This window comes from Vibrio superstes, assembly GCF_003569005.1.
GTDB classification, from domain to species: Bacteria; Pseudomonadota; Gammaproteobacteria; order Enterobacterales; family Vibrionaceae; genus Vibrio; species Vibrio superstes.
Map to the genome: position 1 here is coordinate 2,326,294 of NZ_BCUR01000004.1, position 25,907 is coordinate 2,352,200.

General features: G+C 45.9%; 24 protein-coding genes. 6 read left to right on the top strand and 18 right to left on the bottom strand.

Going from position 1 to position 25,907, the window contains the following annotated elements; genetic code table 11:
- Positions 1-65: 65 nt before the first annotated feature.
- Positions 66-1,280 carry a DUF2066 domain-containing protein gene (locus tag D5I41_RS18580; RefSeq protein ID WP_119011080.1) on the bottom strand — a complete coding sequence of 405 codons (1,215 nt, stop codon included), beginning with the start codon at positions 1,278-1,280 and terminating at the stop codon, positions 66-68.
- 103 nt (positions 1,281-1,383) lie between these two features.
- The gene (gene upp / locus D5I41_RS18585; protein WP_017029233.1) at positions 1,384-2,010 is read right to left on the bottom strand and encodes a uracil phosphoribosyltransferase; all 627 of its coding nucleotides are present in this window, start codon (positions 2,008-2,010) and stop codon (positions 1,384-1,386) included.
- Positions 2,011-2,577: 567 nt separating this feature from the next.
- Between upp and purM the strand changes: the two genes are divergently transcribed.
- Complete coding sequence (purM, locus tag D5I41_RS18595) at positions 2,578-3,618, top strand: phosphoribosylformylglycinamidine cyclo-ligase (protein ID WP_017029232.1); 1,041 nt, start codon at positions 2,578-2,580, stop codon at positions 3,616-3,618.
- Positions 3,619-3,620: 2 nt separating this feature from the next.
- Complete coding sequence (purN, locus tag D5I41_RS18600; protein ID WP_119011081.1) at positions 3,621-4,205, top strand: phosphoribosylglycinamide formyltransferase; 585 nt, start codon at positions 3,621-3,623, stop codon at positions 4,203-4,205.
- Between the two features lie 91 nt (positions 4,206-4,296).
- Here purN and D5I41_RS18605 read toward each other — a convergent pair whose 3' ends face one another.
- Together D5I41_RS18605 and lpcA are read right to left on the bottom strand one after the other, a co-directional pair.
- Positions 4,297-5,145 (bottom strand): class II glutamine amidotransferase, encoded by an 849-nt coding sequence (locus tag D5I41_RS18605; RefSeq protein ID WP_119011082.1) that lies wholly within the window; start codon positions 5,143-5,145, stop codon positions 4,297-4,299.
- Between the two features lie 32 nt (positions 5,146-5,177).
- Positions 5,178-5,759, bottom strand: a complete 582-nt coding sequence (gene lpcA, locus D5I41_RS18610; RefSeq protein WP_119011083.1) for a D-sedoheptulose 7-phosphate isomerase — start codon at positions 5,757-5,759, stop codon at positions 5,178-5,180.
- A gap of 278 nt (positions 5,760-6,037) precedes the next feature.
- Here lpcA and fadE point away from each other — a divergent pair, with 278 nt between their 5' ends.
- Positions 6,038-8,491 carry an acyl-CoA dehydrogenase FadE gene (fadE, locus tag D5I41_RS18615; protein ID WP_119011084.1) on the top strand — a complete coding sequence of 818 codons (2,454 nt, stop codon included), beginning with the start codon at positions 6,038-6,040 and terminating at the stop codon, positions 8,489-8,491.
- Between the two features lie 66 nt (positions 8,492-8,557).
- On the opposite strand, the gene dnaQ is transcribed toward fadE, so the two are convergent.
- Positions 8,558-9,280, bottom strand: coding sequence for a DNA polymerase III subunit epsilon (dnaQ, locus tag D5I41_RS18620; RefSeq protein ID WP_119011085.1), 723 nt, complete (start codon positions 9,278-9,280; stop codon positions 8,558-8,560).
- 57 nt (positions 9,281-9,337) lie between these two features.
- On the opposite strand from dnaQ, the gene rnhA reads away from it, so the two are divergent.
- On the top strand, positions 9,338-9,802 hold the full coding sequence (gene rnhA, locus D5I41_RS18625) for a ribonuclease HI (protein ID WP_119011086.1): 465 nt from the start codon (positions 9,338-9,340) through the stop codon (positions 9,800-9,802).
- Positions 9,803-10,082: 280 nt separating this feature from the next.
- On the opposite strand, the gene D5I41_RS18630 is transcribed toward rnhA, so the two are convergent.
- Positions 10,083-10,814, bottom strand: a complete 732-nt coding sequence (locus tag D5I41_RS18630) for a class I SAM-dependent methyltransferase (protein ID WP_119011087.1) — start codon at positions 10,812-10,814, stop codon at positions 10,083-10,085.
- 38 nt (positions 10,815-10,852) lie between these two features.
- Here D5I41_RS18630 and gloB point away from each other — a divergent pair, with 38 nt between their 5' ends.
- Positions 10,853-11,611 (top strand): hydroxyacylglutathione hydrolase, encoded by a 759-nt coding sequence (gene gloB / locus D5I41_RS18635; protein ID WP_119011088.1) that lies wholly within the window; start codon positions 10,853-10,855, stop codon positions 11,609-11,611.
- A gap of 53 nt (positions 11,612-11,664) precedes the next feature.
- Positions 11,665-13,251 carry a LysM peptidoglycan-binding domain-containing protein gene (locus tag D5I41_RS18640; protein ID WP_119011089.1) on the top strand — a complete coding sequence of 529 codons (1,587 nt, stop codon included), beginning with the start codon at positions 11,665-11,667 and terminating at the stop codon, positions 13,249-13,251.
- Here D5I41_RS18640 and D5I41_RS18645 read toward each other — a convergent pair.
- The 12 genes from D5I41_RS18645 to D5I41_RS18700 form a co-directional block, all read right to left on the bottom strand.
- Entirely contained in the window at positions 13,241-14,122 is an 882-nt protein-coding gene (locus tag D5I41_RS18645; RefSeq protein ID WP_119011090.1) for an endonuclease/exonuclease/phosphatase family protein, read from the bottom strand. The genes D5I41_RS18640 and D5I41_RS18645 overlap by 11 nt on opposite strands.
- A 288-nt stretch (positions 14,123-14,410) precedes the next feature.
- The gene (gene glnB, locus D5I41_RS18650) at positions 14,411-14,749 is read right to left on the bottom strand and encodes a nitrogen regulatory protein P-II (protein ID WP_119011091.1); all 339 of its coding nucleotides are present in this window, start codon (positions 14,747-14,749) and stop codon (positions 14,411-14,413) included.
- 117 nt (positions 14,750-14,866) lie between these two features.
- Positions 14,867-15,178: a c-type cytochrome gene (locus D5I41_RS18655; protein WP_017032643.1), complete on the bottom strand. Its 312-nt coding sequence runs from the start codon at positions 15,176-15,178 to the stop codon at positions 14,867-14,869.
- Positions 15,179-15,190: 12 nt separating this feature from the next.
- The gene (gene tilS / locus D5I41_RS18660; RefSeq protein WP_119011092.1) at positions 15,191-16,516 is read right to left on the bottom strand and encodes a tRNA lysidine(34) synthetase TilS; all 1,326 of its coding nucleotides are present in this window, start codon (positions 16,514-16,516) and stop codon (positions 15,191-15,193) included.
- Positions 16,517-16,613: 97 nt separating this feature from the next.
- Positions 16,614-17,573 (bottom strand): acetyl-CoA carboxylase carboxyl transferase subunit alpha, encoded by a 960-nt coding sequence (gene accA, locus D5I41_RS18665; protein WP_119011093.1) that lies wholly within the window; start codon positions 17,571-17,573, stop codon positions 16,614-16,616.
- A gap of 46 nt (positions 17,574-17,619) precedes the next feature.
- Positions 17,620-21,099 (bottom strand): DNA polymerase III subunit alpha, encoded by a 3,480-nt coding sequence (gene dnaE, locus D5I41_RS18670; protein WP_119011094.1) that lies wholly within the window; start codon positions 21,097-21,099, stop codon positions 17,620-17,622.
- A gap of 85 nt (positions 21,100-21,184) precedes the next feature.
- On the bottom strand, positions 21,185-21,802 hold the full coding sequence (gene rnhB / locus D5I41_RS18675) for a ribonuclease HII (protein WP_119011095.1): 618 nt from the start codon (positions 21,800-21,802) through the stop codon (positions 21,185-21,187).
- Position 21,803: 1 nt separating this feature from the next.
- Complete coding sequence (gene lpxB, locus D5I41_RS18680) at positions 21,804-22,946, bottom strand: lipid-A-disaccharide synthase (RefSeq protein WP_119011096.1); 1,143 nt, start codon at positions 22,944-22,946, stop codon at positions 21,804-21,806.
- A 90-nt stretch (positions 22,947-23,036) separates the two neighbouring features.
- Positions 23,037-23,828 carry an acyl-ACP--UDP-N-acetylglucosamine O-acyltransferase gene (lpxA, locus tag D5I41_RS18685; protein ID WP_119011097.1) on the bottom strand — a complete coding sequence of 264 codons (792 nt, stop codon included), beginning with the start codon at positions 23,826-23,828 and terminating at the stop codon, positions 23,037-23,039.
- A 1-nt stretch (position 23,829) separates the two neighbouring features.
- Positions 23,830-24,261 (bottom strand): 3-hydroxyacyl-ACP dehydratase FabZ, encoded by a 432-nt coding sequence (fabZ, locus tag D5I41_RS18690; RefSeq protein WP_186811078.1) that lies wholly within the window; start codon positions 24,259-24,261, stop codon positions 23,830-23,832.
- Between the two features lie 107 nt (positions 24,262-24,368).
- A complete protein-coding gene (gene lpxD, locus D5I41_RS18695; protein ID WP_119011099.1) occupies positions 24,369-25,388 on the bottom strand; it encodes a UDP-3-O-(3-hydroxymyristoyl)glucosamine N-acyltransferase in 1,020 nt (339 codons plus the stop codon).
- A 6-nt stretch (positions 25,389-25,394) separates the two neighbouring features.
- On the bottom strand, positions 25,395-25,904 hold the full coding sequence (locus D5I41_RS18700) for an OmpH family outer membrane protein (protein ID WP_119011100.1): 510 nt from the start codon (positions 25,902-25,904) through the stop codon (positions 25,395-25,397).
- Between the last annotated feature and the right edge of the window lie 3 nt (positions 25,905-25,907).

Sequence of the window (25,907 nt, forward strand, 5' to 3'; positions counted from 1 at the left end):
AGCAAGAAAAAAGCCAGTAGCAAGGGCTACTGGCTTATCAACAAACGCATAATTATTTGTTTATTCTATGACTGCCATTCATACATCAATACTTCAGGCTTAGATTCGATTGACTCTTCAGTAGTAGGCTTAACCGCTTCAGAAGTTTGAGATTCAGTGTTGTCAACGGTTGTCGATTCTGCACCTGATTGCGGTCCGTCTAGCGTAGATTCAGCCTGTGCTTCAGTTGTAGGTTCAACTGCAGCAGGCTCTGTTTCGACAGCTATTTCAACCTTGCTGACCTTATTGCTACGCAGAAGTTGGCGCTCAAAGTCTGCTGCGTCAGTAATTAGGTTCACACGAAAATCAACCGAGCTACCCATAACATGCATGAGCTCTACTGACGCTACGCTAGATAGATTTTCTAACATGCGCTCTATGTTAAAGAATGACTGAGCTTCAGCTACGCCTTTAAAGTTCACGACAACTGAAGAGGTAATCTCTCCACTGGCCTTGGCTGAACTCTTTTGAGCATAGTAGCGACCAAGATCCGCAACAAATGTTTCTGTTACCTGCTTGTTTGTGCCCGAGGCTTCGCCCGTTACCGGAGACAGAGATGCATCAACGATAAACTGAGGCTTGTCATCATATAAGGTCCAACGCAGGTTCTGCTGGCTACCATTGCGTGTAATTCGCGCAACAACTACGGCATCAACGTCGTAACGACGACTACTGTCTGAGATCTGCTTGGTAAAGTTACCCCACACCTCAGTTGGCTGAATGCTAGTCACATCATCAATATCACCCACTGGTACCGTAATAGGCAAACCTTTTTGGTTCGCTACATATCTTAGATTCTCAATGGAGGTTCTTTGAGACTGTTCCCAGCTTATAGTGCGATCATACCCATTATCTTCAACCACCCAAACTAGCAAACGAGCACGCTCATCAGGCCAATAAGGTAGGTCTGCTTGAGCAAGTAAAGCCTGAATTTGTTTAGGATTGAACGACATCTTTAGAGTAGGTTGTCCATCTTTCTCAGACGGTGTAATCGTTGAAAGAAAGCGGCTACTTTGGGTAATAGCTTTCTTTACTACCGCATTATCCAAAGAAGCAGCGTCGCCAGTTGCTCGAACGATTACATCTCTCATGCCCTCGCGACGAGCCAACTCTTCACCGCTATATCTTGCATCTTCTTTTTGTTCAATCACCACAGCTTCGGTATCAAACACATTGACCTTAGTGACTGCAAACGCAGAAAAAGACGTTAAAGCCGCTAGCATACAAGCCAAAAATCGCATAAATAACTCAATAATATGAAGTAGTTAGAAAATAATAAGCAAAGATTGCAAAACCAACAAGTAGAGTCACTAGAAAGCGCCCTACTCTTGTTGGTTTTGGGTATTATTTAGTACCGAAGATCTTGTCGCCTGCGTCGCCTAGACCAGGAACAATGTAGCCCTTATCATTCAAGCACTCATCGATCGCAGCAGTGTACAGCTCGATATCAGGATGAGCTTTTTCTAGCGCTTCAATACCTTCAGGTGCCGCTACAAGCACAAGTGCCTTAATCGTCTTACAGCCTTGCTCTTTAAGCAGGTCGATAGTAGCAATCATAGAGCCACCCGTTGCCAGCATTGGGTCAACAACAAGTGCAATACGCTCATCAATACATGACGCAAGCTTATTGAAGTATGGAACAGGCTCAAGGGTCTCTTCATCGCGGTACACACCAACCACACTGATTTTTGCACTAGGTACGTGCTCTAACACACCGTCCATCATGCCAAGACCCGCACGCAAAATTGGTACTACAGTAACCTTTTTGCCTTTAATTTGGTCAATTTCAACTGGGCCATCCCATCCATTGATCGTTACGCGCTCAGTTTCGAAGTCTGCCGTCGCTTCATATGTGAGTAGGCTCCCTACTTCTGTAGCTAACTCTCTAAAACGCTTAGTGCTAATGTCCCCTTCGCGCATCAAACCCAGCTTATGTTTCACAAGAGGGTGTCTTACCTCAACGACTTTCATGCCTTTCTCCAGTCTAAAATCAACAAACCTAGGAATTATATACCCAAACGACATCAAGTTACGAGTCGCACAGCCCTCTGAGGGCAATTAATCCCAAGTAAAGAATGCAATTTACGACTATCAAAAAAGTGAGCCTGTATCTCTAGGGTCTGTTGATCTTTTGAGTTTATTTTTGTAGCGATTTGTTGGGTATTTAAACAAGGCAGTCACTTTTAGGTGTGGTGGTTCCACATGAAAAGGGACTAACGCCGTAGAAATGCCCAACAAACGCTACCCGAAGGGCTCGGCTAGAAACCATTTACTCGTCGTTGAGCGTCTTTTGCTTAGATGACTAGGCGGCAAGCCCCTCGCCTTGATTAAATGGTTTCTAGTCGAGCAAAATTTAATCGAAAAAGGTCAACAGACCCTAGGTAACAGATTGCTTTAATTGCAAAATAAATCATCATCTAGGGGCTCAAATCAATAACAATCAGAAATAACCGCGCAAACGTTTGCTATTGTCGATTATCCCTTGTTAGAATAGCGCCGATTTTTCTTCCCTAACTTTTTCTAAACGAGGAATTTCCCGTGAGTAGTAACAAGGCTTCTCTTAGCTACAAAGATGCTGGTGTAGACATTGACGCTGGCAACGCACTGGTTGACAAAATTAAGGGTGCTGTAAAACGCACACGTCGTCCAGAGGTCATGGGTGGCATTGGTGGCTTTGGCGCATTATGCGAACTGCCAACCAAATATAAGCAACCAGTACTGGTTTCGGGTACAGACGGCGTTGGCACTAAATTACGCCTTGCACTAGATATGAAAAAGCACGACACCATCGGCATCGATTTAGTTGCTATGTGTGTGAACGACCTCATCGTTCAGGGTGCTGAGCCTCTATTTTTCCTAGATTACTACGCGACAGGGAAGCTCGACGTAGACACTGCTGCTGATGTAGTTGCTGGTATTGCTGAGGGCTGTGTACAGTCTGGCTGTGCACTTATCGGTGGTGAAACTGCAGAAATGCCTGGCATGTACGAAGGCGACGACTACGATGTTGCTGGATTCTGTGTTGGTGTTGTAGAAAAAGAAGACATTATCGATGGCACTAAAGTGGCAGCCGGTGATGCTTTGATTGCTGTAGGTTCAAGCGGTCCACACTCAAACGGTTACTCTCTAGTTCGTAAGATCCTTGAGGTTTCTAATGCAGATCTAAACCAAGATCTTGAAGGCAAGCCACTAGGTGAGCATCTACTAGAACCAACAAAGATTTACATCAAATCAGCACTTAAAATGATCGAGAAGCATGATATCCACGCTATCTCTCATATTACAGGTGGTGGTTTCTGGGAAAACATCCCTCGCGTTCTTCCAGAAGGTACTAAAGCAGTTATCGACGGCAACAGCTGGAACTGGCCTACTATCTTCAACTGGCTTCAAGAAAACGGCAACGTTACCACCCACGAAATGTACCGTACATTCAACTGTGGTGTCGGTCTAATCGTTGCTCTGCCTCAAGATCAAGCAGAACAAGCGGTTGCTCTTCTTAATGAAGAAGGCGAAAACGCTTGGGTTATTGGTCAGATCGCTGAAGCAAATGGCGAAGAAGAGCAAGTAGAGATCCGTTAATCATGACTAGAATCGTCGTCCTTGTTTCCGGAAATGGAAGTAACCTTCAGGCCATTATGGATGCCTGTGCAAACGGTGATATTCAAGGTCAAGTCTGTGCTGTCTTTAGTAATAAAGAGCAAGCCTATGGCCTTGAGCGAGCAAGAACCGCGGCGATTCCAGCCCATGCTTTATCTCACAAGCACTTTGCTGACCGTCTAAGTTTTGATATGACTCTGATGAAGCAAATCGACGAGTACCAACCAGATTTGGTGGTACTTGCTGGTTACATGAGAATTCTCAGTGATGAGTTTGTTGAGCACTACCTCGGTAAGATGATCAACATCCACCCCTCACTGCTTCCCAAGTATCCTGGGCTTCACACGCACCAGCGCGCGATTGATGCTGGGGATTCTGAGCACGGAAGTACCGTTCACTTTGTGACCCCAGAACTCGATAGTGGCCCGATCATTGGTCAAGTTAAAGTCTCTATCACTGCCCATGATGATGCCGATAGCCTTATGACTAAGGTACAAAAAGCGGAACATCAACTCTACCCGGACATAGTCCGACAGATAGTTTCTGGTGAGATAAACTGGAAAAGTTAACATCTAGAAAGCAGCCTTTGAGCTGCTTTTTTTTATGTCTAAACTGAATGAGTAACAAAAACAACAAAGGCACGTTTATCGTGCCTTTGGTTTATTCTTCTAGTACTTGTGTGGGTGCCTGACTCGCTGGCTTTGCAGCAGCGTAGGGTACATCAGCAAGCAAATCTGAATTCCCTGCAACAACCTCACCGTTTTGAAACAGCGTAAACTCGCCCGGTTTCAACCTGTGCCAAGTTTCGTTATCGGTGAGGGGTTGAGTTGCAATCACTGACACGACATCGTTGGGTGTTGTTTCTTCTTGGAAGTTGATGGTTACGTCTTCATCGATAAGGGTCGCCTTACCAAAAGGAGCGCGCCTGGTAATGTAATAAAGATGGTTGGTGCAATACGCCATCACATACTCACCATCGCTAAGCAACATGTTAAACACGCCAAACTCTCTTAAGCTATCACACAGGGTGACCATGTAAGCAAAGACGGGCTGCATGTCTTGAGGAGGCTCAGGGAAGCGTTCCTCTAATTTATGCATTATCCAGCAAAAAGACAGCTCACTGTCTGTTTTTCCTACCGGACGTTGTCGACCGGTCTGCATTTCATGATAATCAGATAATTGCCCATTGTGCGCAAACGTCCAATATCTGCCCCACAACTCACGAGTAAATGGGTGGGTATTTTCTAGATTCACTGCCCCTCGATTCGCTTGTCGAATATGGCTTACCACTGCGCAGCTCTTAATAGGATAGCTTTGTACTAGCTCTGCTATCTTTGAATCGCAGCTGGGATTAGGATCTTTAAAGGTGCGAAAACCCTTTCCTTCGTAGAAGGTAATGCCCCAGCCATCGGTGTGAGGTCCTGTGTTCCCCCCACGCTGAATCAAGCCAGTAAAGCTAAAACAGATATCTGTTGGCACATTAGCGCTCATGCCAAGCAGTTCACACATAGTTATCTCCTGCTAATAAATCCTCAGTTTCCTTACTGAGCTTCCATCTCTTTCTCAATCAATTGAATGATGATATGGATGATTTTAATATGTATCTCTTGTATACGATCGGCATAGCCAAAATGTGGTACTCGCACTTCAACATCAGCGGTACCCGCCATTTGACCGCCATCTTTACCGGTCAAAGCAATGGTTTTCATACCCTTTGCTTTGGCAGCTTCAATAGCTCTTAGTATATTGGCAGAGTTACCGGATGTGGACAGTCCAAACAGCACATCACCCTTCTGGCCTACGGCCTCTACATAGCGAGAGAACACCGCTTCATAGCCGAAGTCATTGCTCACGCAAGAAAGGTGACTAGGATCAGAAATTGCGATACCAGGGTATCCTGGGCGGTCTTCTCTGTATCGTCCTGTTAACTCTTCAGCAAAGTGCATAGCATCACAATGAGAACCGCCGTTACCACAAGACAAAACCTTACCGCCAAGCTTAAATGAATCCGCAATGGTTTTCGCTGCTTTCTCTATCTGAGCAATATTCTCATCGTCCGATAGAAATGCTTCTAATACTTTAGCCGCTTCATTTAGTTCACCCTTAATAAGTTCACGGTACATGGCTGATCTCTCCTGATTAATAACGCCATTGTTATAGCATCGAATGTAACAAGAAAAGTTTAGCAGTGTCGAGACTCTTACTCGCAGATTTCCAACTCAATAGGCTCAATGATTACTATTTCACCGACAAATCACTTTTGATGCCGCTCGCGACCCAACTCACAAAACACCATCAATAATACTTTACAAATAATTAACATTTGCGATACTAATTTGAACTGGTTAGACCTCTTACCTATTATTAAGGGGTGACACAGCTTAATGGAGATGCTTTTTACATGGAAATACTTGTTGCTCTACTTACCCTAATCGTGGTGTCAGGCATCTGCCTGTATCACCGTACATCACTGTTTTCTGGGTTTCTGGCCAATACAACTGCCTTGATTATCTGTTCCATCCTATCAGGATTCTCCTTCATTGCTTGGGCCATTTTACTGTCAGTCACTGCGTTTATGATGTTCGATGAGTGGCGAAAGAATACCATTACCAAAAAGGTTCTAGGCTTATTTAAAGGCATGTTGCCACCTATGTCCCAAACCGAAAAAGAAGCGCTAGATGCCGGCACGACTTGGTGGGAAGCAGAACTATTTCAAGGCAAGCCTAACTGGCAGTTCTTAAAAGACATTCCAAAATCTGAACTTTCTGCAGAGGAAAAAGCCTTTCTCGATGGCCCTGTTAATGAGCTCTGTTCAATGATCAATGATCATGAAATTACCCACGAGATGGCAGACATGCCTCCTGAGGTATGGCAGTACCTAAAAGACCATAAGTTCTTTGCCATGATCATCAAAAAGAAATACGGCGGTCTTGAATTTTCAGCCTACGCTCAGGCGCTAGTGCTACAAAGACTGGCCGGTACTTCTATCGTTGTTGCCTCGACCGTTGGCGTTCCCAACTCTCTCGGCCCAGGTGAGCTACTGCAAATGTACGGTACCAAAGAGCAACAAGACCATTACCTACCGCGTCTTGCAAAGGGTAAAGAGATCCCATGTTTTGCATTAACCAGTCCAGAAGCAGGCTCAGATGCAGGCGCTATCCCTGATTTTGGTGTGGTATGTGAAGGTGAATGGCAAGGTAAGAAAGTTCTGGGTATGCGCCTTACTTGGAACAAGCGCTATATCACGCTGGCGCCCGTTGCTACTGTTTTGGGCCTGGCCTTTAAGCTAAGAGACCCTGATGGCCTATTGGGTAACAAGGAAGATTTAGGTATCACCTGTGCCCTGATCCCAACCAACCTTGAAGGCGTCAAGATTGGTCGTAGACACTTCCCGTTAAACATTCCATTTCAAAACGGCCCCACTCAAGCTGAAGACCTATTTGTACCTCTAGATTTCATTATTGGTGGCCAAGAGATGGCCGGCCAAGGTTGGAAAATGTTGGTGGAGTGCTTATCGGTAGGGCGTGCAATTACGCTACCTTCAACTAATACCGGTGGCATCAAGACCAATGCCCTCGCCATTGGCGCATACGCTCGCATTCGTCGCCAATTTAAGCAACCTATCGGCCGAATGGAAGGTATCGAGGAGCCATTAGCTCGAATCGCAGGTAGTGCTTACTTACTCGAAGGGGCAAACCTATTAACTATGGGAGCGATTGACAATGGCGCTAAGCCTTCTGTTATCTCTGCCATTGTTAAATACCATTGTACTCACCTAGGTCAAAGAGCATCCATTGATGCAATGGACGTCGCCGGTGGCAAGGGCGTAATGCTAGGCCCCTCTAACTTCTTAGGGCGCGCTTATCAAGGTGCTCCAATATCAATCACCGTGGAAGGGGCAAACATACTGACTCGCTCATTGATGATATACGGGCAAGGCGCCATTCGCTGTCATCCTTATATCCTTAAAGAGATGGAAATGGCCTATTCTGATGCACCCAATGCTTTAGCGCAGTTTGATAAGGCTCTATTTAGCCATGTGGGCTTTGCTATGAGTAACCTATCTCGTAGTCTAGTTTTTGGTGTCACTGATGGCTTCGGCTCTGACGCGCCAACCAATGATGAAACCAAACGCTACTACCAAAAGCTTAACCGCTACAGTGCGAACCTCGCGTTTCTTTCTGACGTCTCTATGGCTTTCCTTGGAGGATCCTTGAAGCGTAAAGAACGCCTATCTGCACGCTTAGCCGATATGCTAGGACAGCTCTATCTATGCTCTGCAATGCTCAAGCGCTTTGAATTAGATGGAAGCCCTAAAGAAGACTTGGCGCTGGTGCATTGGACCGCTCAAGGCAGCCTATTTAAGATTGAGTCTGCGATGCATGACTTCTTAGTGAACTTCCCTGTGAAATGGATGGGGCTTAAGCTTCGTGTGCTGTTAATGCCGATAGGGCGCGTGCGCAAAGCACCATCAGATGCTCTGGATAGCGAGTTAGCTAAGATACTACAAACACCGAGTGCGACGCGCTCTCGACTTGGACGTAATCAATACCTAGAGCCATCGAAGTACTGTGTTCAAGGGCAATTAGAATTAGCGCTAACCGTCGTATTGCAGGCTGAGCCTATCTTCGACAAGGTGTGCAAAGCCCTTGAACAACGTAGGTCTTTCACCCGATTAGATCTTATTGCTAAGCAAGGACTCGAAGCTAACGTGATCAGTCAGGAAGAAGCAGAGATCTTAATAGAGGCAGAACAACATCGACTTCGCAGTATCAATGTCGATGACTTTGACCCGCAAGAACTGCCAGCCAACTCAGTACAGTCGCAACAAGTCTTAAGCGAAACTGAAGCATAACCCTATAAAAACAAAAGCCCTGCGATTCTCATTGAAATCGCAGGGCTTGTTTATTCTAACGTCTTACTACCAGCTTTGTTCACCTGCAAGCAGTGTCAATCTTTCCGCATGAGCCGTCAGCTCATCATCACTGGCCTTAATGACTCTAAGCGGGGCTCTTCCCGATGCAACACGCTGAATACTCTCTCCACCAGCCTCTCCACTGCCGTCACCGCCAAATTGAATCGCTGTCTGACCACCAGTCATAAACAGGAACACATCCGCCAATATTTCGGCATCGAGCAAAGCGCCGTGCAATACACGCGCGGAAATATCGATGGTGAAATGCTTAGCTAATGAGTCCAGGTTTTTGCGCGCTGGCATGTTTGGCATGCGCTTAGCCATCGCCAAGGAGTCAGTAATTTTACAGTAGTCTTGCGTTTTTCCGATAGAAGGGTCTAGCTTGCTAAATTCATTATCCATAAAGCCGACATCGAAGGGCGCGTTATGAGCAACAAGCTCAGCCCCATCGATAAACGCCAAGAACTCTTTATGAATATCTTCGTATTCTGGTTTATCACGCAAAAATTCATCGGTAATACCGTGGACTGCAATCGCATCCGGCTGAATCTCACGGTCTGGCTTGATATAGACATGGAAGTGTCGCCCCGTTAGCTTACGGTTCACTATCTCTACAGCACCGATCTCGATGATTCTGTGACCAAGGTAGGTAGGACCACCTTCACGGTTCATACCTGTGGTTTCTGTATCGAGCACCACTATGCGGCGCGAATTGTTACTAGTATTCATAATTAAAACTGTGTCAGACTAATAGGAAGGCCTCTATACAGACAATCATATCAAATCATGAATAAACAGGTTGAGATTTTCACAGATGGATCTTGCTTAGGCAATCCAGGTCCAGGTGGCTATGGCATCGTCATGCGCTACAAAGAGCACGAAAAACAGATAGCCAAAGGCTTCACACTGACGACCAACAACCGCATGGAAATGATGGCAGCCGTTGAAGGGCTTAAGCTTCTTAAGGAGCCATGCAACGTCGTGCTTACCACAGATAGCCAGTATGTGCGCCAAGGCATTACTCAGTGGATTCATAACTGGAAAAAGCGTGGCTGGAAAACTTCGGATAAAAAACCCGTAAAAAACGCAGACCTATGGCAAGCGTTGGACAAAGAAAATCAACGCCACCAAGTAGAATGGAAATGGGTAAAGGGTCATGCTGGGCATAGAGAAAACGAAATTTGTGACGAGATTGCTCGTCAAGCGGCAGAAACCCCTACCGATGAAGATACAGGTTATCAACCGTCTTAAGCTAAACAGTTAATACTAGGGTCTGTTGACCTTTTGAGGTTGTTTTCGTAGCGATTTGTTGGGTATTAATACAAGGCAGTCGCTTTTAGGTGTGGTGGTTCCACATGAAAAGTGACTAACGCGGTAGAAATGCCCAACAAAGCGCTACCCGAAGGGCTCGTCCAGAAGCCATTTACTCTTCGTTGAGCGACTTTTGCTTAGATGACTAGGCGGCAAGTCCCTCGCCTTGATTAAATGGCTTCTGGTCGAGCAAAATTTAATCGCAAAAGGTCAACAGACCCTAGGCTTCAGGATTAACTCGGCAATTTAACCTCACTGGAGACAGACGGCGCTTCAGTTTCCAATGGGGTTTTATCGGTTTAAGCGGGTATGTTCTCTTGCGAGCCACGATAAAGTATTGACTGCAAAACGGCGTACTCCAGCCCCCTATCCCATTTTCTATCCAAGTCCATATCGCACGTTGCTTTTTCGACGGTATCAATCCATAACTGTCCATATGCACCACTTGATAATTAAGTACACTGAGCCAGTCCTGAACCCGATACGGCGTAAACATTCGCCCGCTCCAAGGCAGGTTTTTCTTTCGCCATGGCATCAAGCTATTCAGTCCCGATAAACTTATCGGATTAAAGCCTGTTAGTATTAGATAGCCATCATCGATCATCACGCGGTCTACCTCTCTCAACAAGCGATGCGGATCCAAGCAATAATCAAGTTGATGCGCCATTAAAACAACGTCTATGCTCTTCTCTAGAAAGGGTAAATCATAAGCATCGGCTACGATGCTATGAATTGGGTTTACTATATCTAGGTTGATTTGGTGCTGAATGTTACAGTTGCAGCTGGTAATCTCACAACTTAAACCGCCAAGCTTAAGCATATGATAGCCAAATAGTTTTGGGCACCATTCATCCAAACGCATTTGAATCGCATCGCGCACCCAAGCATGTTTAGGTAAGTCGTCCCAAGAATGGGGCTGATTAATTTTCCGTGATACCCGAGCTGGTCGCATTCAGCAGTCATCCGTACAGAAACAATAGGAATATCTTAATGTTAGTCGTAAAAAGCATACCCGCATTTAATGATAATTACATCTGGCTTATTCACAATAAACAAGGTCAATGTGCGGTTGTTGATCCCGGTGATGCTACTCCAGTGCTGTCTTACCTAAAAGAACATCAATTGGAACTCACCACAATCTTAGTCACCCATCACCACGCTGACCATATTGGTGGAGTACCGGAACTCAAGCGCGCCTATCCAGACACCATGATTGTAGGTCCTAGAAATGACGCTGTGGCAGGTCTGACGCACTCGGTTGATGCAGGACAGCAGCTAGACCTATTTGGCGAGCGCTTCTTAGTTCTGGGCTTACCTGGGCATACTCTAGGGCACATAGGTTACGTAGGGGATGGCAAACTCTTCTGTGGTGATGTGCTGTTCTCTGCCGGTTGCGGCCGCGTGTTTGAGGGAACGCCAGCGCAAATGTGGCAATCTCTACAAAAACTGGCTGCCCTCCCAGTAGAAACAGAGGTATACAGTGCTCATGAATACACCTCAAGCAACCTCTCATTTGCCATGGCGATTGAGCCAGGTAACCCGCAGTTACAAATTTACAGAGAAAAAGTAAATCAGCTCAGAGCTCACCAAAAACCCACATTACCGACTACTATTGAACAGGAAAAATGGATTAACCCTTTTTTGAGGGTAGAAATCCCTGAGGTTGTCAATTCTGTGTCACATCGTACAGAAGATCTTAGCCCGCAAGGCGTGTTTACCGCCCTACGTAAATGGAAAGATAGCTTCTAATTCAGTAAACTCGGACAAATTTTTATATTCAGCACCAAAGGAAAGGCTTTTTAATGAGATTGAAATACAGCTGGATACTGGCTCTGCTACTTGCAGGTTGTCAGGCTCCACAGCAGCCCACGGATAAGGACGTCTCAGAGCTTCCTCCTACAACAGAAGAAAGCCAAGCTGAACAGACACAGCCCATCGATGGCTCTACGGACGCAGAAACGCTTCCAGTAGAAGAAACAGAAAAAGCACCAGAGCTCACCGCCCAGCAACAAGACGATCTTTGGAAACGTATTGGCATGCAATTAGAGCTGCCAGTCGCTGACGATAAGATGGTTGATTACTACCGCAACTGGTACATCAAACACCCAAGCCATTTAAGAACCGTCTCTAAAAGAGCCGAACCTTTTCTGTATCTAATCATCGAACAGATTGAAGAAAGAAACATGCCGCTAGAGTTGGCATTACTGCCTGTTGTTGAAAGCTCTTACGATGCCTTCGCCTACTCACATGGTAGCGCAGCGGGTCTATGGCAGTTCATTCCAGGTACAGGCAAGATGTATGGCCTAGAGCAAGACTATTGGTACGATGGTCGTCGCGATGTGGTTGCCTCAACCGATGCAGCTCTAAATTATCTGACCTACCTTAACGAAAGGTTCGACGGCAACTGGAACCACGCAATTGCGTCGTACAACAGCGGCAGCGGCCGTGTTAGCAGCGCCATTCGTAAAAACCGAAGACATGGCAAGCCAACCGACTTTTTCTCACTGCAACTGCCAAAAGAAACCAGTGCTTATGTTCCTAAGCTAATGGCGATTGCGGATATTGTGGCAAACCAAGAAAAGTACGGCGTGAAGATCCCACCGATTGCCAACAAACCAGTATTGGTTGAAGTGGATCCCAAAGAGCAACTTGACCTCGGTATTGCGGCGCAATATGCCGGTATACCTGTGAAGGAGCTTCAGAGCTACAACCCAGCTTACAATCAATGGGCTACTGCTCCTGAAGGGCCACAAAAGCTGTTGATCCCAGCTGAGCAGCAAGAGCAATTCTTAGCCAAGGTTGAAGAAAATCGAGGCAAGGGTGTCAAACTGGTTCGCTACAAAATTCAGTCAGGTGATAGCTTAGGTGTTATTGCACAAAAACATAACACCACCATAAAGGTCATTCAGAATGCCAATGGCATGTCGGACTCTAATATTAGAGCGGGACGTTACTTGTTGATTCCAACCTCTACCCAGTCAGACAGCACCTATGCCCTGAGTGCGGATAACCGTCTAAAACAGACCCAATCGCGTAGCAGAGGTGACTACAAGCTCTCTCATACGGTGAAATCGGGCGAGAGTTTCTGGACCATAGCTAAAGAACATAATGTATCAGTACAATCATTGGCAAAGTGGAACGGTATGGCACCGAAAGACACGCTACGTATTGGTCAGAAACTGGTGGTGTGGAAACAAGGTGAGCAAGGCGCGGTAATGCGCACCGTTTACTACAACGTGCGCAGTGGGGACAGCATTAGCACTATCGCCAACCGATTTAAAGTGCGCTCTAGTGACGTAGTCAAATGGAACAATCTGAATAAATCTGACTACCTACAGCCAGGGCAAAAGCTCAAGCTGTATGTCGATGTCACTAAGGTTAGCGTTTAACCTCTGTAATAGAAAAACTCGCTAGCATTGGATTATGATCGGAGGCGTCACTAGTGGGCGCCTCCGCTGTTTTTAGGTCTAAGCCACGATAGTAGATATGATCTAGCATATGCCCCCCCATAAACTCGGTTCGTTGGTCGGGCTCAAATTGTACTTCTTTAAGATTTGCCGATGACATGATTTTCGCCAATTGCTCAAGCCTTGCATCACTCCAGGTATTAAAATCCCCGCCCACAATGACAGGTCCATTATGTCGCTCAAGCTTACTTGCCAATAGTTTTAGCTGCTTTGAATACGCCTTAGTGCCAATGGTAAAATTGATTCCATGCAGGTTACCGACCGCAAGCACTTCCCCATTGGACAAAGGATAGGTGGCAAAGAGCGCTGACTTAGGGATCTGTATCCAAGGTTCTGCGTCTAACTGTGCACAGGCACGAATAGGATAGACCTGAGTGATATTAAAAACTCCAGCACTCACATCAAATGATTCAAAGGCTTTCACCTGCTGCCCCACCCAATCCAGTTGATATAACCAAGTCCTAAATTCATCGGTAAAGCTGACTTCTTGCAACAGACCCAGTTGTTTTCCTTTGAGTAGCTTGGTCAGTTCGGCTTGCCAATCGTCTTTATTTTGCTTGTAGATATTCCAAACCAACACATCAATGTGTCCATTATTATCAATAGCCTCACCACTTTGCTCAAATACCGAGCATTGAAATGCACTTTCCGTTTCGGTATCGGTGATCCCATCCGCCATAATCAAATGCTCAGAATCAGGCAAGCTAATTGGAAATTCAATCGCGAGCACTGCTGTGGTCAACAGCGCAGCGATAATAGGTGCAAGTAGCCACCTTTTAGAGGGTGCGATCATAGTATGAGATACCTAGCTAACAAGGTGTGAATGATTGAATTTTATAACCTTATACCAATCACAGTAATTAAGTGGTCAGAAATAGCGTAGGAAAAACGCTGGATAACAAGGCAGAACTTTTTGATAAGTCGTTATTCTACAATCAAAAATTCTAACGCCGTTATCGAGTGTTTTAACAAGCTAGGGTTACCCGTTACTTACTACGATTGGTATTATACTATTTCCTATCCCATAGAAAAGAAAAGCCCCCGCACAATGGCGAGGGCTTGCAGCAATTTTTCAGCGAGATTAAATCGCGTCTTCGTCTTCTTCGCCTGTACGGATGCGAACCACACGCTCTACATCAGTGACGAAGATTTTACCATCGCCAATCTTACCGGTTTGCGCGGTTTCAACGATTGTATCAATGCATTGCGCTGCAACGTCTTCTGATACAACAATTTCCAGCTTAACCTTAGGAAGAAAATCAACCATGTACTCAGCACCACGATAAAGCTCAGTGTGGCCCTTTTGACGACCGAAGCCTTTCACTTCAGAAACCGTCATCCCTGTAATTCCAACCTCAGCTAGCGCCTCACGCACATCATCAAGTTTAAAAGGTTTAATGATCGCTTCAATCTTTTTCATTCCTACTCCCTAATTCGGTCAAGCCTATGACAAGTCCAAGTATTATCAACGATTTCTAGCAAATTACCATATAGGAATTATGCATTCTTGAGCTTAAAAGAGTAAAAAGTGTTGCGATTATTTCATCGAAGAATAATAAGCCGCTAGATTCTCCATATCTTGATCACTGAGCATTGACGCTTGCGCCTGCATAACAGCCGCGAGGCCACCATTACGTTGCTTCGCCTTGTAGGACTTCAATGAACTCACGATATATTTGGCATTCTGCCCGTTCAAATTTGGATAGCCGTCAATAACGGCCTTACCGTCAGCGCCATGACACGCAGCACAAATTTTCGCTTTTGCTTTACCTGCTTCAATATCAGCAGCCTGTGCTGTTACTCCTACCAACGACGTTAATAGAGCCGCAACAATGAGAGACTTCTTCATAATTACTCCTTGTTAATTATGTTTTTTCCAATAAAAACGGTGACCTGAGCCCGAGTATCCTCTGCATACAAATGAATCGCCGACCGCAACTACCTCTTCGTTATACATCAAAATCGGGGTCTGCGATCGTTTCCATGACGGAATTTGATACTCCTGAAACAGTTTTTTTAGTTTTCGGCTCCCAGAGCGCTCATCTGGATGAGCCGTTAAGCCTCCAGGATTAAACTGAACCCACACTTTTTCGCCCTGCTCTGGTGCTCGGACAAGTAAGCCAATGTCACTATGACTACTAACTCCTACATAGCCTAAACCATTGGGTAACTCCAAGGTTGTATCAATAACAATAGTGGATTGCCAGTACGGCGCCTCCTTACTCTGCTCAACCAAGAATAGGCTTTTTTGAAAGCGCCTTACACTCACCTTGCCGATGATTAATTTAGGATTGGCATCTTGTGACGCGTTAATTACCTCACGATAAATCAACCCTAGTTGTTTCTTGCCGGGCATAGGCAAGCCATATTGAGCGAACCAACGTCTTAGCAGGCGATTACGTATGGCTTCTGACAGCTCGCATAGGCACTGCGCATTTAAACTATTATCAGCATTGCGAACGCTTTGATACTGCTGCTCTAGAAGCTCATCCAATAGCTGTTCTTGTTCAAAACAGAGCTGCGCACTTCGCAATGCACTGGCTTGTATTTCGGGCCATCGCTTTGATAAGGCAGGAATCACCCGGAGACGAAGAAAGTTTCGATCAAACTGTGTGTCTTGGTTACTTTCATCTTCTACCCAATCAAGATTCTGTTGCTTAGCAAAGTCTTCAAGCGCTTCTCTTTTCAGTGATAAAAATGGGCGCACCAACACTGCCTCACCAAAGACAGATTTCACACCCATGGCTGCCAATCCCTTAGGGCCACTACCACGCTTTAGTGCCAATAGCACAGTCTCTAACTGGTCATCTGCATGCTGAGCAGTGAGGAGTAAATCATTCTTGCGTAGGTGTTGAGACAATAGCGCATAGCGTGCCTCTCTCGCCTGAGCTTCAAGGCTTTGCTTACTGTGTATATCTAGATTGGCAAACTCCGCGTAAAAAGGGATTCTGGCCTCTTCACACCATGTTCTACATTGCTCCATCCAATGATCAGCATTGTCACTTAGTCCGTGATGAACATGGACTGCGCGCACCTCTAGCTGTGGATTCTGTAATTGATAATGAGATAAGCACTCCAGCATTACTCTAGAATCTAGGCCACCACTCAGCGCGAGCACCAATCGACTAGAATCCTCAATTAGGCAAGCATTTATCACATCTGAAAAAGTTTCAATAACAGACTTCACGGTGTTCCTTAGTAAGCAAAATCAAAATAAGCAGAATCAAAAAAGGTGAGCCAAGCTCACCTTTAACAATAAATCATTGGCTATCTAATTGCCTAGATTAGCAGTAGCCGTAGCTCATTAGACGGTCATAACGACGCTCTAAAAGCTCTTCGTTATTTTTACCTTCTAGTTCTTTAAGCTGAGCAATCAGCGTGCTCTTCACGTTCTCTGCAGTATGCACAGGATCGCGATGCGCACCGCCTAGAGGCTCAGAAATGATCTCATCAATCAGGCCAAGCTCTTTCAAACGAGGAGCAACTAGTCCCATAGCGTCAGCCGCTTGCGGAGCTTTATCTGAATCACGCCACAAGATTGAAGCACAGCCTTCTGGAGAAATTACCGAGTACGTCGAGTATTCCAGCATGTTGACATAGTCACCCACACCGATAGCAAGAGCGCCACCTGAGCCCCCTTCACCAACAACGTTACAGATAACAGGAACGGTTAATCCTGCCATCACTTTAAGGTTAGTTGCGATGGCTTCCGATTGACCACGCTCTTCTGCACCCACACCAGGGTAAGCACCAGCAGTATCGATAAAGGTAATGATTGGCATCTTAAAGCGTTCAGCCATTTCCATTAGGCGCAATGCCTTGCGGTAGCCTTCCGGCTTAGGCATACCAAAGTTACGAATCACTTTCTCTTTGGTTTCACGACCTTTTTGATGACCGATGATCATCACTGGGCGACCATCTAGACGAGCCATACCACCAACGATAGCCTTGTCATCAGCAAACGCACGGTCACCACACAATTCATCGAATTCAGTGAACACGTTCTCAATGTAGTCATACGTGTAAGGGCGCTGTGGATGACGAGCTAGCTGAGCTACCTGCCATGCACCTAAATCACCAAAGATCTTTTTCTTCAGCTCAAGGCTCTTCTTTTCAAGGGAAGCAATCTCCTTGTTCAGATCAACTCCCTCTTCTCCACCGTGTCGACTTACATCGCGCAGGGCTTCAATCTTTGCTTCTAGCTCTGCAATTGGCTTTTCAAACTCTAGAAAGTTCAAAGTCATCTAGCATTCCTTCATTCTTTTGAGCTGAAGACAGCGTGTTCTGTCATCAGTTAAATTCGAGTTCCACTTGGTCATTACCAAGCAACTGCTTTAAATCGTCTATCAACGTATCGGTTGGCGTCACTCGCCATTCCACTCCCAAAGAGAGCTTAGCTCTTGCGTCGCTACGTTGATAATAAATATTGACTGGGATAGTACCAGCGCGATGCGGTTCCAACACTCGACTAAAGCGTTCAAAGAACTGGGCATCGATTTGAGACTCAGAGATCGAAATACTGAGTCCTGAGGCGTATTTTTCACGGGCATGGCCAAGATCCATAACCTCGCGCGCCGTCATTTTAAGGCCACCATTGAAATCATCAAAGCTGACCTGTCCAGAAACCACTACAATTCTATCTTTTTCTACCAATTCTGCATACTTTTCTAACACATCTGAGAAAAGCATCACCTCCATTCGGCCAGAACGGTCATCAAGAGAAAGAATACCGATACGTGTTCCTCGCTTAGTCGTCATGACTTTAGCCGCAATAACAAGACCCGCTAGGGTAACCGATTGGTCTCGCCTTGTAGGAGTCGCATTGTTCAATCGACAACTGGTGTATTTAGCCAGTTCACGAAGGTACAGATTAATCGGGTGGCCCGTTAGGTACAAGCCAAGGGTTTCGCGCTCCCCTTCTAGCCATACCTTCTCTGGCCACTCAGGAACTTGAGCGTACGCCTGCTCTACATCTGAGTGGGTGTCAGTTAATACACCAAACATGTCACTCTGACCAAAGGCCTCAGCCTGATGGTATTGGCCTGCGGCTTTCACTGCGGCATCCACCGAAGCCATCATAGCGGCTCGGTGTGGGCCTAAGCGGTCAAGTGCACCAGCCTGTATCAGCTTTTCAATAACGCGCTTATTACACTTTTTAAGATCGATGCGAGCACAAAAGTCGAACAGGTCTTTAAAGTGCCCATCTTTATTTCGTGCTTCGATGATACTCTCAATAGGGCCTTCACCCACCCCTTTGATAGCACCGATACCATACACAATTGCACCAGTCTCATCGACATTGAAGCGATAAAGGCCTGAGTTCACATCTGGCGGAAGCAGCTTAAGCCCCATGCGAAGACATTCATCCACTAGTCCAACAACCTTTTCGGTGTTATCCATATCAGCGGTCATTACCGCGGCCATGAATTCTGCCGGATAATGCGTCTTCAGCCACAGAGTCTGATAAGAAACCAAAGCGTAAGCCGCTGAGTGCGATTTGTTGAAACCGTAGCCTGCAAACTTCTCTACCAAGTCGAAGATCTTCATCGACAACTCGCCATCGACGCCGTTGTTCTCCGCACCCTCTTTAAAGATGGAGCGTTGTTTTTCCATTTCCTCCGGTTTTTTCTTACCCATCGCACGGCGAAGCATATCAGCCCCACCTAGCGTATAGCCTGACAGGATCTGAGCGATCTGCATGACCTGCTCTTGATAGAGAATGATGCCGTAGGTCGGGTCTAGCGTCTCTTTCAGTGACTCATGCTGCCAAGTTTCATCTGGGTAAGAGATGGCCTCACGACCGTGCTTACGGTCGATAAAGTTATCTACCATACCCGATTGCAGCGGGCCAGGGCGGAACAAGGCTACCAATGCAATAATATCTTCGAAACAGTCCGGCTGAAGACGCTTGATAAGGTCTTTCATACCTCGGGATTCCAACTGGAATACTGCCGTAGTTTCAGAGTTCTGTAGTAGTCTAAACGAAGCTGGATCGTCTAGTGGAATGGACTCGATGCGAATGGGTTGTTGACCGCTTTTTTCCAAGCGCGGATTCACTAACCCCAAAGCCCAGTCGATGATGGTTAGCGTACGCAAGCCTAAGAAGTCAAATTTGACCAAGCCTGCGGTTTCTACATCGTTCTTATCAAACTGAGTAACAGGAAATTGTCCCTCAGCATCCGCGTAGATAGGCGCAAAATCTGTAATCGTGGTGGGAGAGATAACCACACCACCGGCGTGTTTACCTGCGTTACGTGTGCAGCCCTCAAGGATGCGACACATATCGATAAGGTCTTTAACCTCCTCATCCGCTTCGTACAATTCCCCCATTTGCGGCTCAGCATCAAATGCTTTCGCCAGAGTCATACCAGGGTCTGGCGGTACTAGCTTAGAAATTCGGTCGACAAAGCCGTATGGGTGACCCAATACACGACCTACATCGCGGATAACCGCTTTTGCTGCCATGGTACCAAAGGTGATAATCTGCGAAACCGCATCACGCCCATAGAGCTCCGCTACGTGGTCAATAACCTGGTCACGCTTATCCATGCAGAAGTCGATATCGAAGTCGGGCATAGAGACACGTTCAGGGTTCAAGAATCGCTCAAACAGCAGGTCATATTCTAGCGGGTCAAGGTCAGTGATCTTGAGTGCGTAAGCCACTAATGAGCCGGCACCTGAACCACGCCCTGGCCCCACTGGAATGTCATTATCCTTAGACCACTGGATAAACTCCATTACGATCAAGAAATAACCGGGGAAGCCCATCTGGTTAACAACTTCAAGCTCAATCTGCAAGCGCTCATCATATTCAGGTCGCTTTTGCTGCCTAATAGCAGGATCAGGGAATAGAAACTCTAGACGCTCTTCAAGGCCTTCTTGGGATTTGTGCACCAAGAAGTCTTCAATGGTCAAATCACCCGTTGGAAAGTTCGGTAGAAAATACTCTCCAAGGCGCACGGTAACATTACAGCGCTTAGCGATCTCAACACTGTTGTGCAACGCTTCTGGGATATCAGAGAAGAGCTCACACATCTCCTCTTCAGTACGCAGGTATTGCTGAGCACTGTAATTTTTAGGGCGACGAGGGTCTTCTAAGGTGTAACCGTCATGGATAGCCACACGTATTTCATGGGCATCAAACTGGTCTTGGTTCACAAAGACCACTTCATTGGTTGCCACGACAGGCAACTGAGTTTGCTCTGCACACTCAAGCGCAAAGTGGAGATAGCTCTCCTCATCAACGCGACCTGTTCGCGTCAATTCTAAATAAAATCGATCTGGAAAATGTTGCTGATAAAACGCGACACATTGCGCTGCAAGGTCATGATTGCCTTTGAGTAAGGCTTTACCTACCTCGCCACTCTTGCCACCAGAAAGGACGATTAAGCCTTCATTTAGCTCAGCAAGCCACGCCTTATCAATGACGGGCTGATGTTGAACGTGTCCTCTAAGGTACGCCTTTGAGATCAACAAGGTCAGGTTTTTGTAGCCTTGATTGTTGGCAGCAAGAACCGTTAGACGAGTCAGTTCATCACCAAACTCGTCCGATTGCATTGTGAAGTCAGCACCGATAATGGGCTTAACACCAGAGCCGTGAGCGGTGTTATAGAATTTCACCAAGCCACAAAGGTTAGTGAAATCGGTAAGCGCCATTGCAGGCATGCCTATCTCAGCTACCTTTTTTACCAAAGGTGGCACTTTAGACAAGCCATCCACCATGGAGTAGTCACTGTGGACGCGTAAATGTATAAACCTAGGCTCTGTCATAATTACTCTGTTGTTCCGTTAGTTCATTAATCTCTATTTGGGAGAAGGAATTCAAATTCTAGGATTAAGTTGTTTCGAGTTGGGATTATTCTAAGCCCAGCGCTCGTTTAACGGGTTTAAAACTCTTTCTATGCTCTGCAATCACGCCATGTTGTTCGATGGCTTCAAAGTGCGCTTTGGTTGGGTAGCCTTTGTGTTTTGCAAAACCAAATTCTGGGTGTTTTTTATCAAGCTCGATCATTTCTTCATCGCGCACCACCTTAGCAATGATAGAGGCGGCACTTATCTGTGCAACCCTCAAATCACCCTTAACTACCGCTAATCCAGGCATAGCCAAATCAGGCACTCTATTGCCATCAATCAAGGCGAAATCAGGCTGTACTGAAAGACCTTCAATGGCTCTGGTCATTGCTAACATAGTCGCATGTAGAATATTAAGTTGGTCTATTTCTTCTGGAGAGCAACGCCCCACAGACCAAGCCAATGCCTTTTCTTTGATCTCAGGAAAAAGCGCTTGTCGTTTCTTCTCTGATAATGCCTTTGAATCGGTTAACCCTTCGATGGGGTTATTGGGATCTAAGATCACTGCAGCGGTAACCACATCACCTACTAATGGACCACGTCCTACTTCATCCACGCCAGCAAATAAGGTATACCCTGCTGGGTATTCAAATGGGGGGAATTCTACTTTTGCTTTAGCCATATTACTTGCCTATCAAATTCAATACTGCGTTGGCTGCCTGCTTGTCGGCATCACGCTTGATCCAAGAGTGCATCTCTGAGAATTTATCTGTCATGTAAGTTGTATCGCCATCGATAATATTTTGCATGGCCTCGAAGATATTTTGAGGATGACACTCTTCCATGATCAACTCTTTGAGCAACTCTTCATCAGCAAGGAGGTTAGGCAAGCTGTAGTATTTATTCAGCATCATACGCTTGGCGATAAAGCCACTAAGCTTATTGACTTTATAAGCGGTGACCATTGGTCGATTGACCAACATACCCTCAAGTACCGCTGTACCACAAGCGAGCAAGATATAGTCGGCCGCGGCCATAATATTGCGCGCTGAATTCTCTTCTATGATTTGAAAGTCGAGTTCAGGTGCCGTTTGTTGCCAAGCCTCTTCAAATTGCGCTCGTCTTGCTGGGTTCACAGCAGAAACAATAAAGCCGATATCAGGGTACTTCTCTTGCAGCAATTTACAGCCGCCAATGAAGTCTTCTGCCATCAGTTTGATCTCGCCGCGACGACTGCCTGGTAATACCGCTATCCAGCGCTTGTCTTGCTCTAAACCAAAACGCTCGCGAGCCTCTGATTTACTCGAATGCAAAGGAATGGCGTCGGCAAGTGTATGCCCAACAAACTCACAAGCCACGTTGTATTTATCGTAGAAGGCCTTCTCAAAAGGTAAGAATGCTAAGACTAGGTCTGTCGCTGCATCGATCTTGAAGATACGCTTTGGTCGCCATGCCCATACCGATGGGCTGACGTAATGCACGGTTTTAAGGCCGGCATTTTTTAGCTCGAGCTCAAGACGCAGATTAAAATCAGGGGCGTCGATGCCGATAAATACATCCGGTTGCCATTCTTTAAAGAACTTAGCCACTTCTTTCTTAATGTGCAGAATGCGACGCAATCGACCTAATACCTCAACCAAGCCCATGACTGAAAGCTCTTCCATATCAAACAGAGAGCGACACCCCAAGGCTTGCATCTTAGGCCCAGCGATACCGACAAATTCTGCATCAGGGTAGCGTTGCTGGATCCCTTTAATAAGACCCTCGCCAAGAGTGTCTCCAGACAACTCTCCGACAACAACACCGATACGCAATGGTCGACTCATACTAGGCTCTCCTGAGGTATTTCCTGAAATATACAAACAAAAAGACCGCCCATTACAGCGATCTTTTAGAGGGTCAACTAAACACTGAAATCAGCGAATGATGCCACGATTAACATCATTATTTAGATAGTCCATAAACTGCTTAACCGCTGGGTATTCCTCAGCTGATTTGGCAATCTCTTCTTTGGCTTCATCTAAGGTTAGACCTGAGCGATACAGTGTTTTGAACGCACGACGCACAGCTAGAATATCTTGCTTCTCAAAGCCGCGACGCTTCATGCCCTCAGAGTTGATACCGATTGGGCTACAGTGGTTGCCCTGTGCCATTACAAATGGCGGGATATCTTGAGCTACGGTTGAGCCACCACCAACAAAGGCATGCGCACCTAGCGTACAGAACTGATGTACCGGAACCAAGGCGGTCAAGATAACATAATCTTGAACCTTCACGTGACCAGCAAGAGTCGCATTGTTACCCAAGATAACGTTGTCACCAATCACACAGTCATGTGCAATGTGTGCGTTGACACAAAATAGGTTATCACTACCTACTTGAGTAATGCCTTTATCCTGAATCGTGCCGCGATGCATTTGCACACTTTCACGAATCACATTGCGATCACCAACAATAAGTTGCGTGGCTTCGCCTTGATATTTCTTATCTTGGTTTTCTTCACCCAAAATAGCAAAAGAGAACACGCGGTTTCCATTACCAATCTTGGTCAAACCTTTAATTACGACATGAGACATAATCTCGTTGTCTTCACCAATCTCTACATCGCCACTGATGTATGTAAACGGGCCTACCGTTGTGTTGGCACCAATTTTTACATTACCTTCAATAACTGCAGTAGGGTGAATTTTTGCAGTAGGATCAATCATATTAGAATTCTCGACGAGCACATTTCAGTTCTGCAGAACAAACAACCTCACCATCGACTTTAGCAACACCGTTGAACATCGCGATACCACGACGATTTTTCAACAGTTCTACTTCGATGATCATTTGGTCACCAGGGCTAACAGGTTTACGGAACTTCGCTTGGTCAACACTAGCAAAGTAGTACAATTCATTTTCTTTTGGTTCACCAAAGGTCTTGAACGCAAGTAGGCCAGTTGCTTGAGCCATCGCTTCTAGGATAAGAACCCCTGGAAAAACAGGTAGTTGAGGAAAGTGACCTTGGAACTGAGGTTCGTTAAAGCTCACGTTTTTCAAACCAATCAGGTACTTACCTTCTTCAAAATCGGTTACTCGATCAAGCAGTAGAAACGGGTAACGGTGTGGAAGAAGTGATTGGATCTCCATTATATCCATGGTCTTTTTTTCAGAAGTCAAAGTTCAGTTCCTTTAATGTAACGCTTTAATTTATTTGAGAATTATAGACTAAAAAGACCTGCTTATTGCAGGCCTTAATGCTAACTTTATTCGCCAAGCCTTTTTTCAATCTCGCCGAGGCGATTCAGCATGTCTTCTAGCCTATTTAGGCGAGCAACAGATTTGCGCCACTCCCTATTAGGTTGTGCCGGCATACCAGAGGAGTATACCCCTTTCTCAGTGATACTCTTAAGGATCATAGCTCGACCTGAGATCATTGTCCCGTCTGCTATTTCCAAGTGTCCCGAGATGGCTGCACCGCCACCAATAATACAATATTTGCCGATATGGGTACTACCACCAACGACAGTACCGCCAGCAATGCAAGAACCGTAATCGATACGCACGTTGTGACCAATCTGAAGTTGGTTATCCAGAATCACATTACTTTCAATAATGGTGTCATCTAGGGCACCTCTATCAACGGTAGTGCTTGCACCAATTTCGACTCGATCGCCGATTTTTACCGAACCAACTTGTGGGATCTTAATCCACTCGCCACGTTCGTTTGCATAACCAAAGCCATCAGCACCAATTACAGAGCTTGAGTGGAACACACAACGCTCACCTACTTCAACGTGATGGTAGATAGTTGCGTTCGCCCACATCCAAGTGCCTGCGCCGATTTTAGCATTTTTGCCAACATAGGCGCCTGCGCCAATGCAGACGTTGTCACCAAGAACTGCACCCGATTCTACAGTAGCATTTGGGCCCACTGAAACGTTGCTTCCTAAGGTTACGTCATCTGCAATAAATGCCGACGCAGAAATCCCTACAGCAGGTACTTCAGCGTTATTCAATGCTTGAGCCACCTTGGCATACGCCACATAAGGGTCGGCAACAACAAGAACATTACCAGCGCAATGCTCTCGTTCGCTTTCTTTAACCATGACCACTGACGCTTTACACTCTGGCAGTTGCTTCTTGTAGCGAGGATTAGACAGGAAGGTCATTTGCCCCTCTACTGCTTTATCCATCGCTGCCACAGAAGAAATCGTAGCATCTGGGTCACCATACAGTGTGCCACCCGTGATTTGTTCAAGTTGTTTTAGCGTCAGTTTTGTCATAGTCGATTACTTAAGCTCGTCGATTACTTTTTGAGAAAGGTCCAGTTCAGGTTTAGCGTATTGTAGAGCTTGTGCATCTACAACCATATCAATACCTTCACGCTCGGCAACTACACCGATTGCATCTTGGATAACTTTAAATAGTTTTTGTTTCTCTTGAGCTTCACGACGCTTGCCGTCACGCTCTAGAGCTTGACCTTTAAGCTTGTATTCAGCCTCAAGACCAGCGATTTCGATTTGCAGCTTACGAACACCGTCATCACCAAGCAATTCGCCATCGCGACGTGCCTGATCCATTTTGCTCTTAATCTTTCCTTCAATTTCTTTTAGCTCAGCCGACTTGTCTTTGAACTCATCTTGAAGAGTTCTAAGAACAGCCTCACGCTGAGGAAGCTCTTGAAAGATCTGAGCGGTATTCACGTATGCAACCTTCTGCGCAGCTTCTGCCGCGTGCGCTGCCAAAGATGTAGTGAGTACTACAAGGCTCAGGCCTGCTGCTTTAATTAGTTTTTTCAAAGT

Bases quoted from the DNA above. Each gene is read 5' to 3' on its own strand.
- D5I41_RS18580 (WP_119011080.1), bottom strand. From the start codon at position 1,280: ATGCGATTTTTGGCTTGTATGCTAGCGGCTTTAACGTCTTTTTCTGCG.
- upp (WP_017029233.1), bottom strand. From the start codon at position 2,010: ATGAAAGTCGTTGAGGTAAGACACCCTCTTGTGAAACATAAGCTGGGT.
- purN (WP_119011081.1), top strand. From the start codon at position 3,621: ATGACTAGAATCGTCGTCCTTGTTTCCGGAAATGGAAGTAACCTTCAG.
- D5I41_RS18605 (WP_119011082.1), bottom strand. From the start codon at position 5,145: ATGTGTGAACTGCTTGGCATGAGCGCTAATGTGCCAACAGATATCTGT.
- lpcA (WP_119011083.1), bottom strand. From the start codon at position 5,759: ATGTACCGTGAACTTATTAAGGGTGAACTAAATGAAGCGGCTAAAGTA.
- fadE (WP_119011084.1), top strand. From the start codon at position 6,038: ATGGAAATACTTGTTGCTCTACTTACCCTAATCGTGGTGTCAGGCATC.
- dnaQ (WP_119011085.1), bottom strand. From the start codon at position 9,280: ATGAATACTAGTAACAATTCGCGCCGCATAGTGGTGCTCGATACAGAA.
- rnhA (WP_119011086.1), top strand. From the start codon at position 9,338: ATGAATAAACAGGTTGAGATTTTCACAGATGGATCTTGCTTAGGCAAT.
- D5I41_RS18630 (WP_119011087.1), bottom strand. From the start codon at position 10,814: ATGCGACCAGCTCGGGTATCACGGAAAATTAATCAGCCCCATTCTTGG.
- gloB (WP_119011088.1), top strand. From the start codon at position 10,853: ATGTTAGTCGTAAAAAGCATACCCGCATTTAATGATAATTACATCTGG.
- D5I41_RS18640 (WP_119011089.1), top strand. From the start codon at position 11,665: ATGAGATTGAAATACAGCTGGATACTGGCTCTGCTACTTGCAGGTTGT.
- D5I41_RS18645 (WP_119011090.1), bottom strand. From the start codon at position 14,122: ATGATCGCACCCTCTAAAAGGTGGCTACTTGCACCTATTATCGCTGCG.
- glnB (WP_119011091.1), bottom strand. From the start codon at position 14,749: ATGAAAAAGATTGAAGCGATCATTAAACCTTTTAAACTTGATGATGTG.
- D5I41_RS18655 (WP_017032643.1), bottom strand. From the start codon at position 15,178: ATGAAGAAGTCTCTCATTGTTGCGGCTCTATTAACGTCGTTGGTAGGA.
- accA (WP_119011093.1), bottom strand. From the start codon at position 17,573: ATGACTTTGAACTTTCTAGAGTTTGAAAAGCCAATTGCAGAGCTAGAA.
- dnaE (WP_119011094.1), bottom strand. From the start codon at position 21,099: ATGACAGAGCCTAGGTTTATACATTTACGCGTCCACAGTGACTACTCC.
- rnhB (WP_119011095.1), bottom strand. From the start codon at position 21,802: ATGGCTAAAGCAAAAGTAGAATTCCCCCCATTTGAATACCCAGCAGGG.
- lpxB (WP_119011096.1), bottom strand. From the start codon at position 22,946: ATGAGTCGACCATTGCGTATCGGTGTTGTTGTCGGAGAGTTGTCTGGA.
- lpxA (WP_119011097.1), bottom strand. From the start codon at position 23,828: ATGATTGATCCTACTGCAAAAATTCACCCTACTGCAGTTATTGAAGGT.
- fabZ (WP_186811078.1), bottom strand. From the start codon at position 24,261: ATGGATATAATGGAGATCCAATCACTTCTTCCACACCGTTACCCGTTT.
- lpxD (WP_119011099.1), bottom strand. From the start codon at position 25,388: ATGACAAAACTGACGCTAAAACAACTTGAACAAATCACGGGTGGCACA.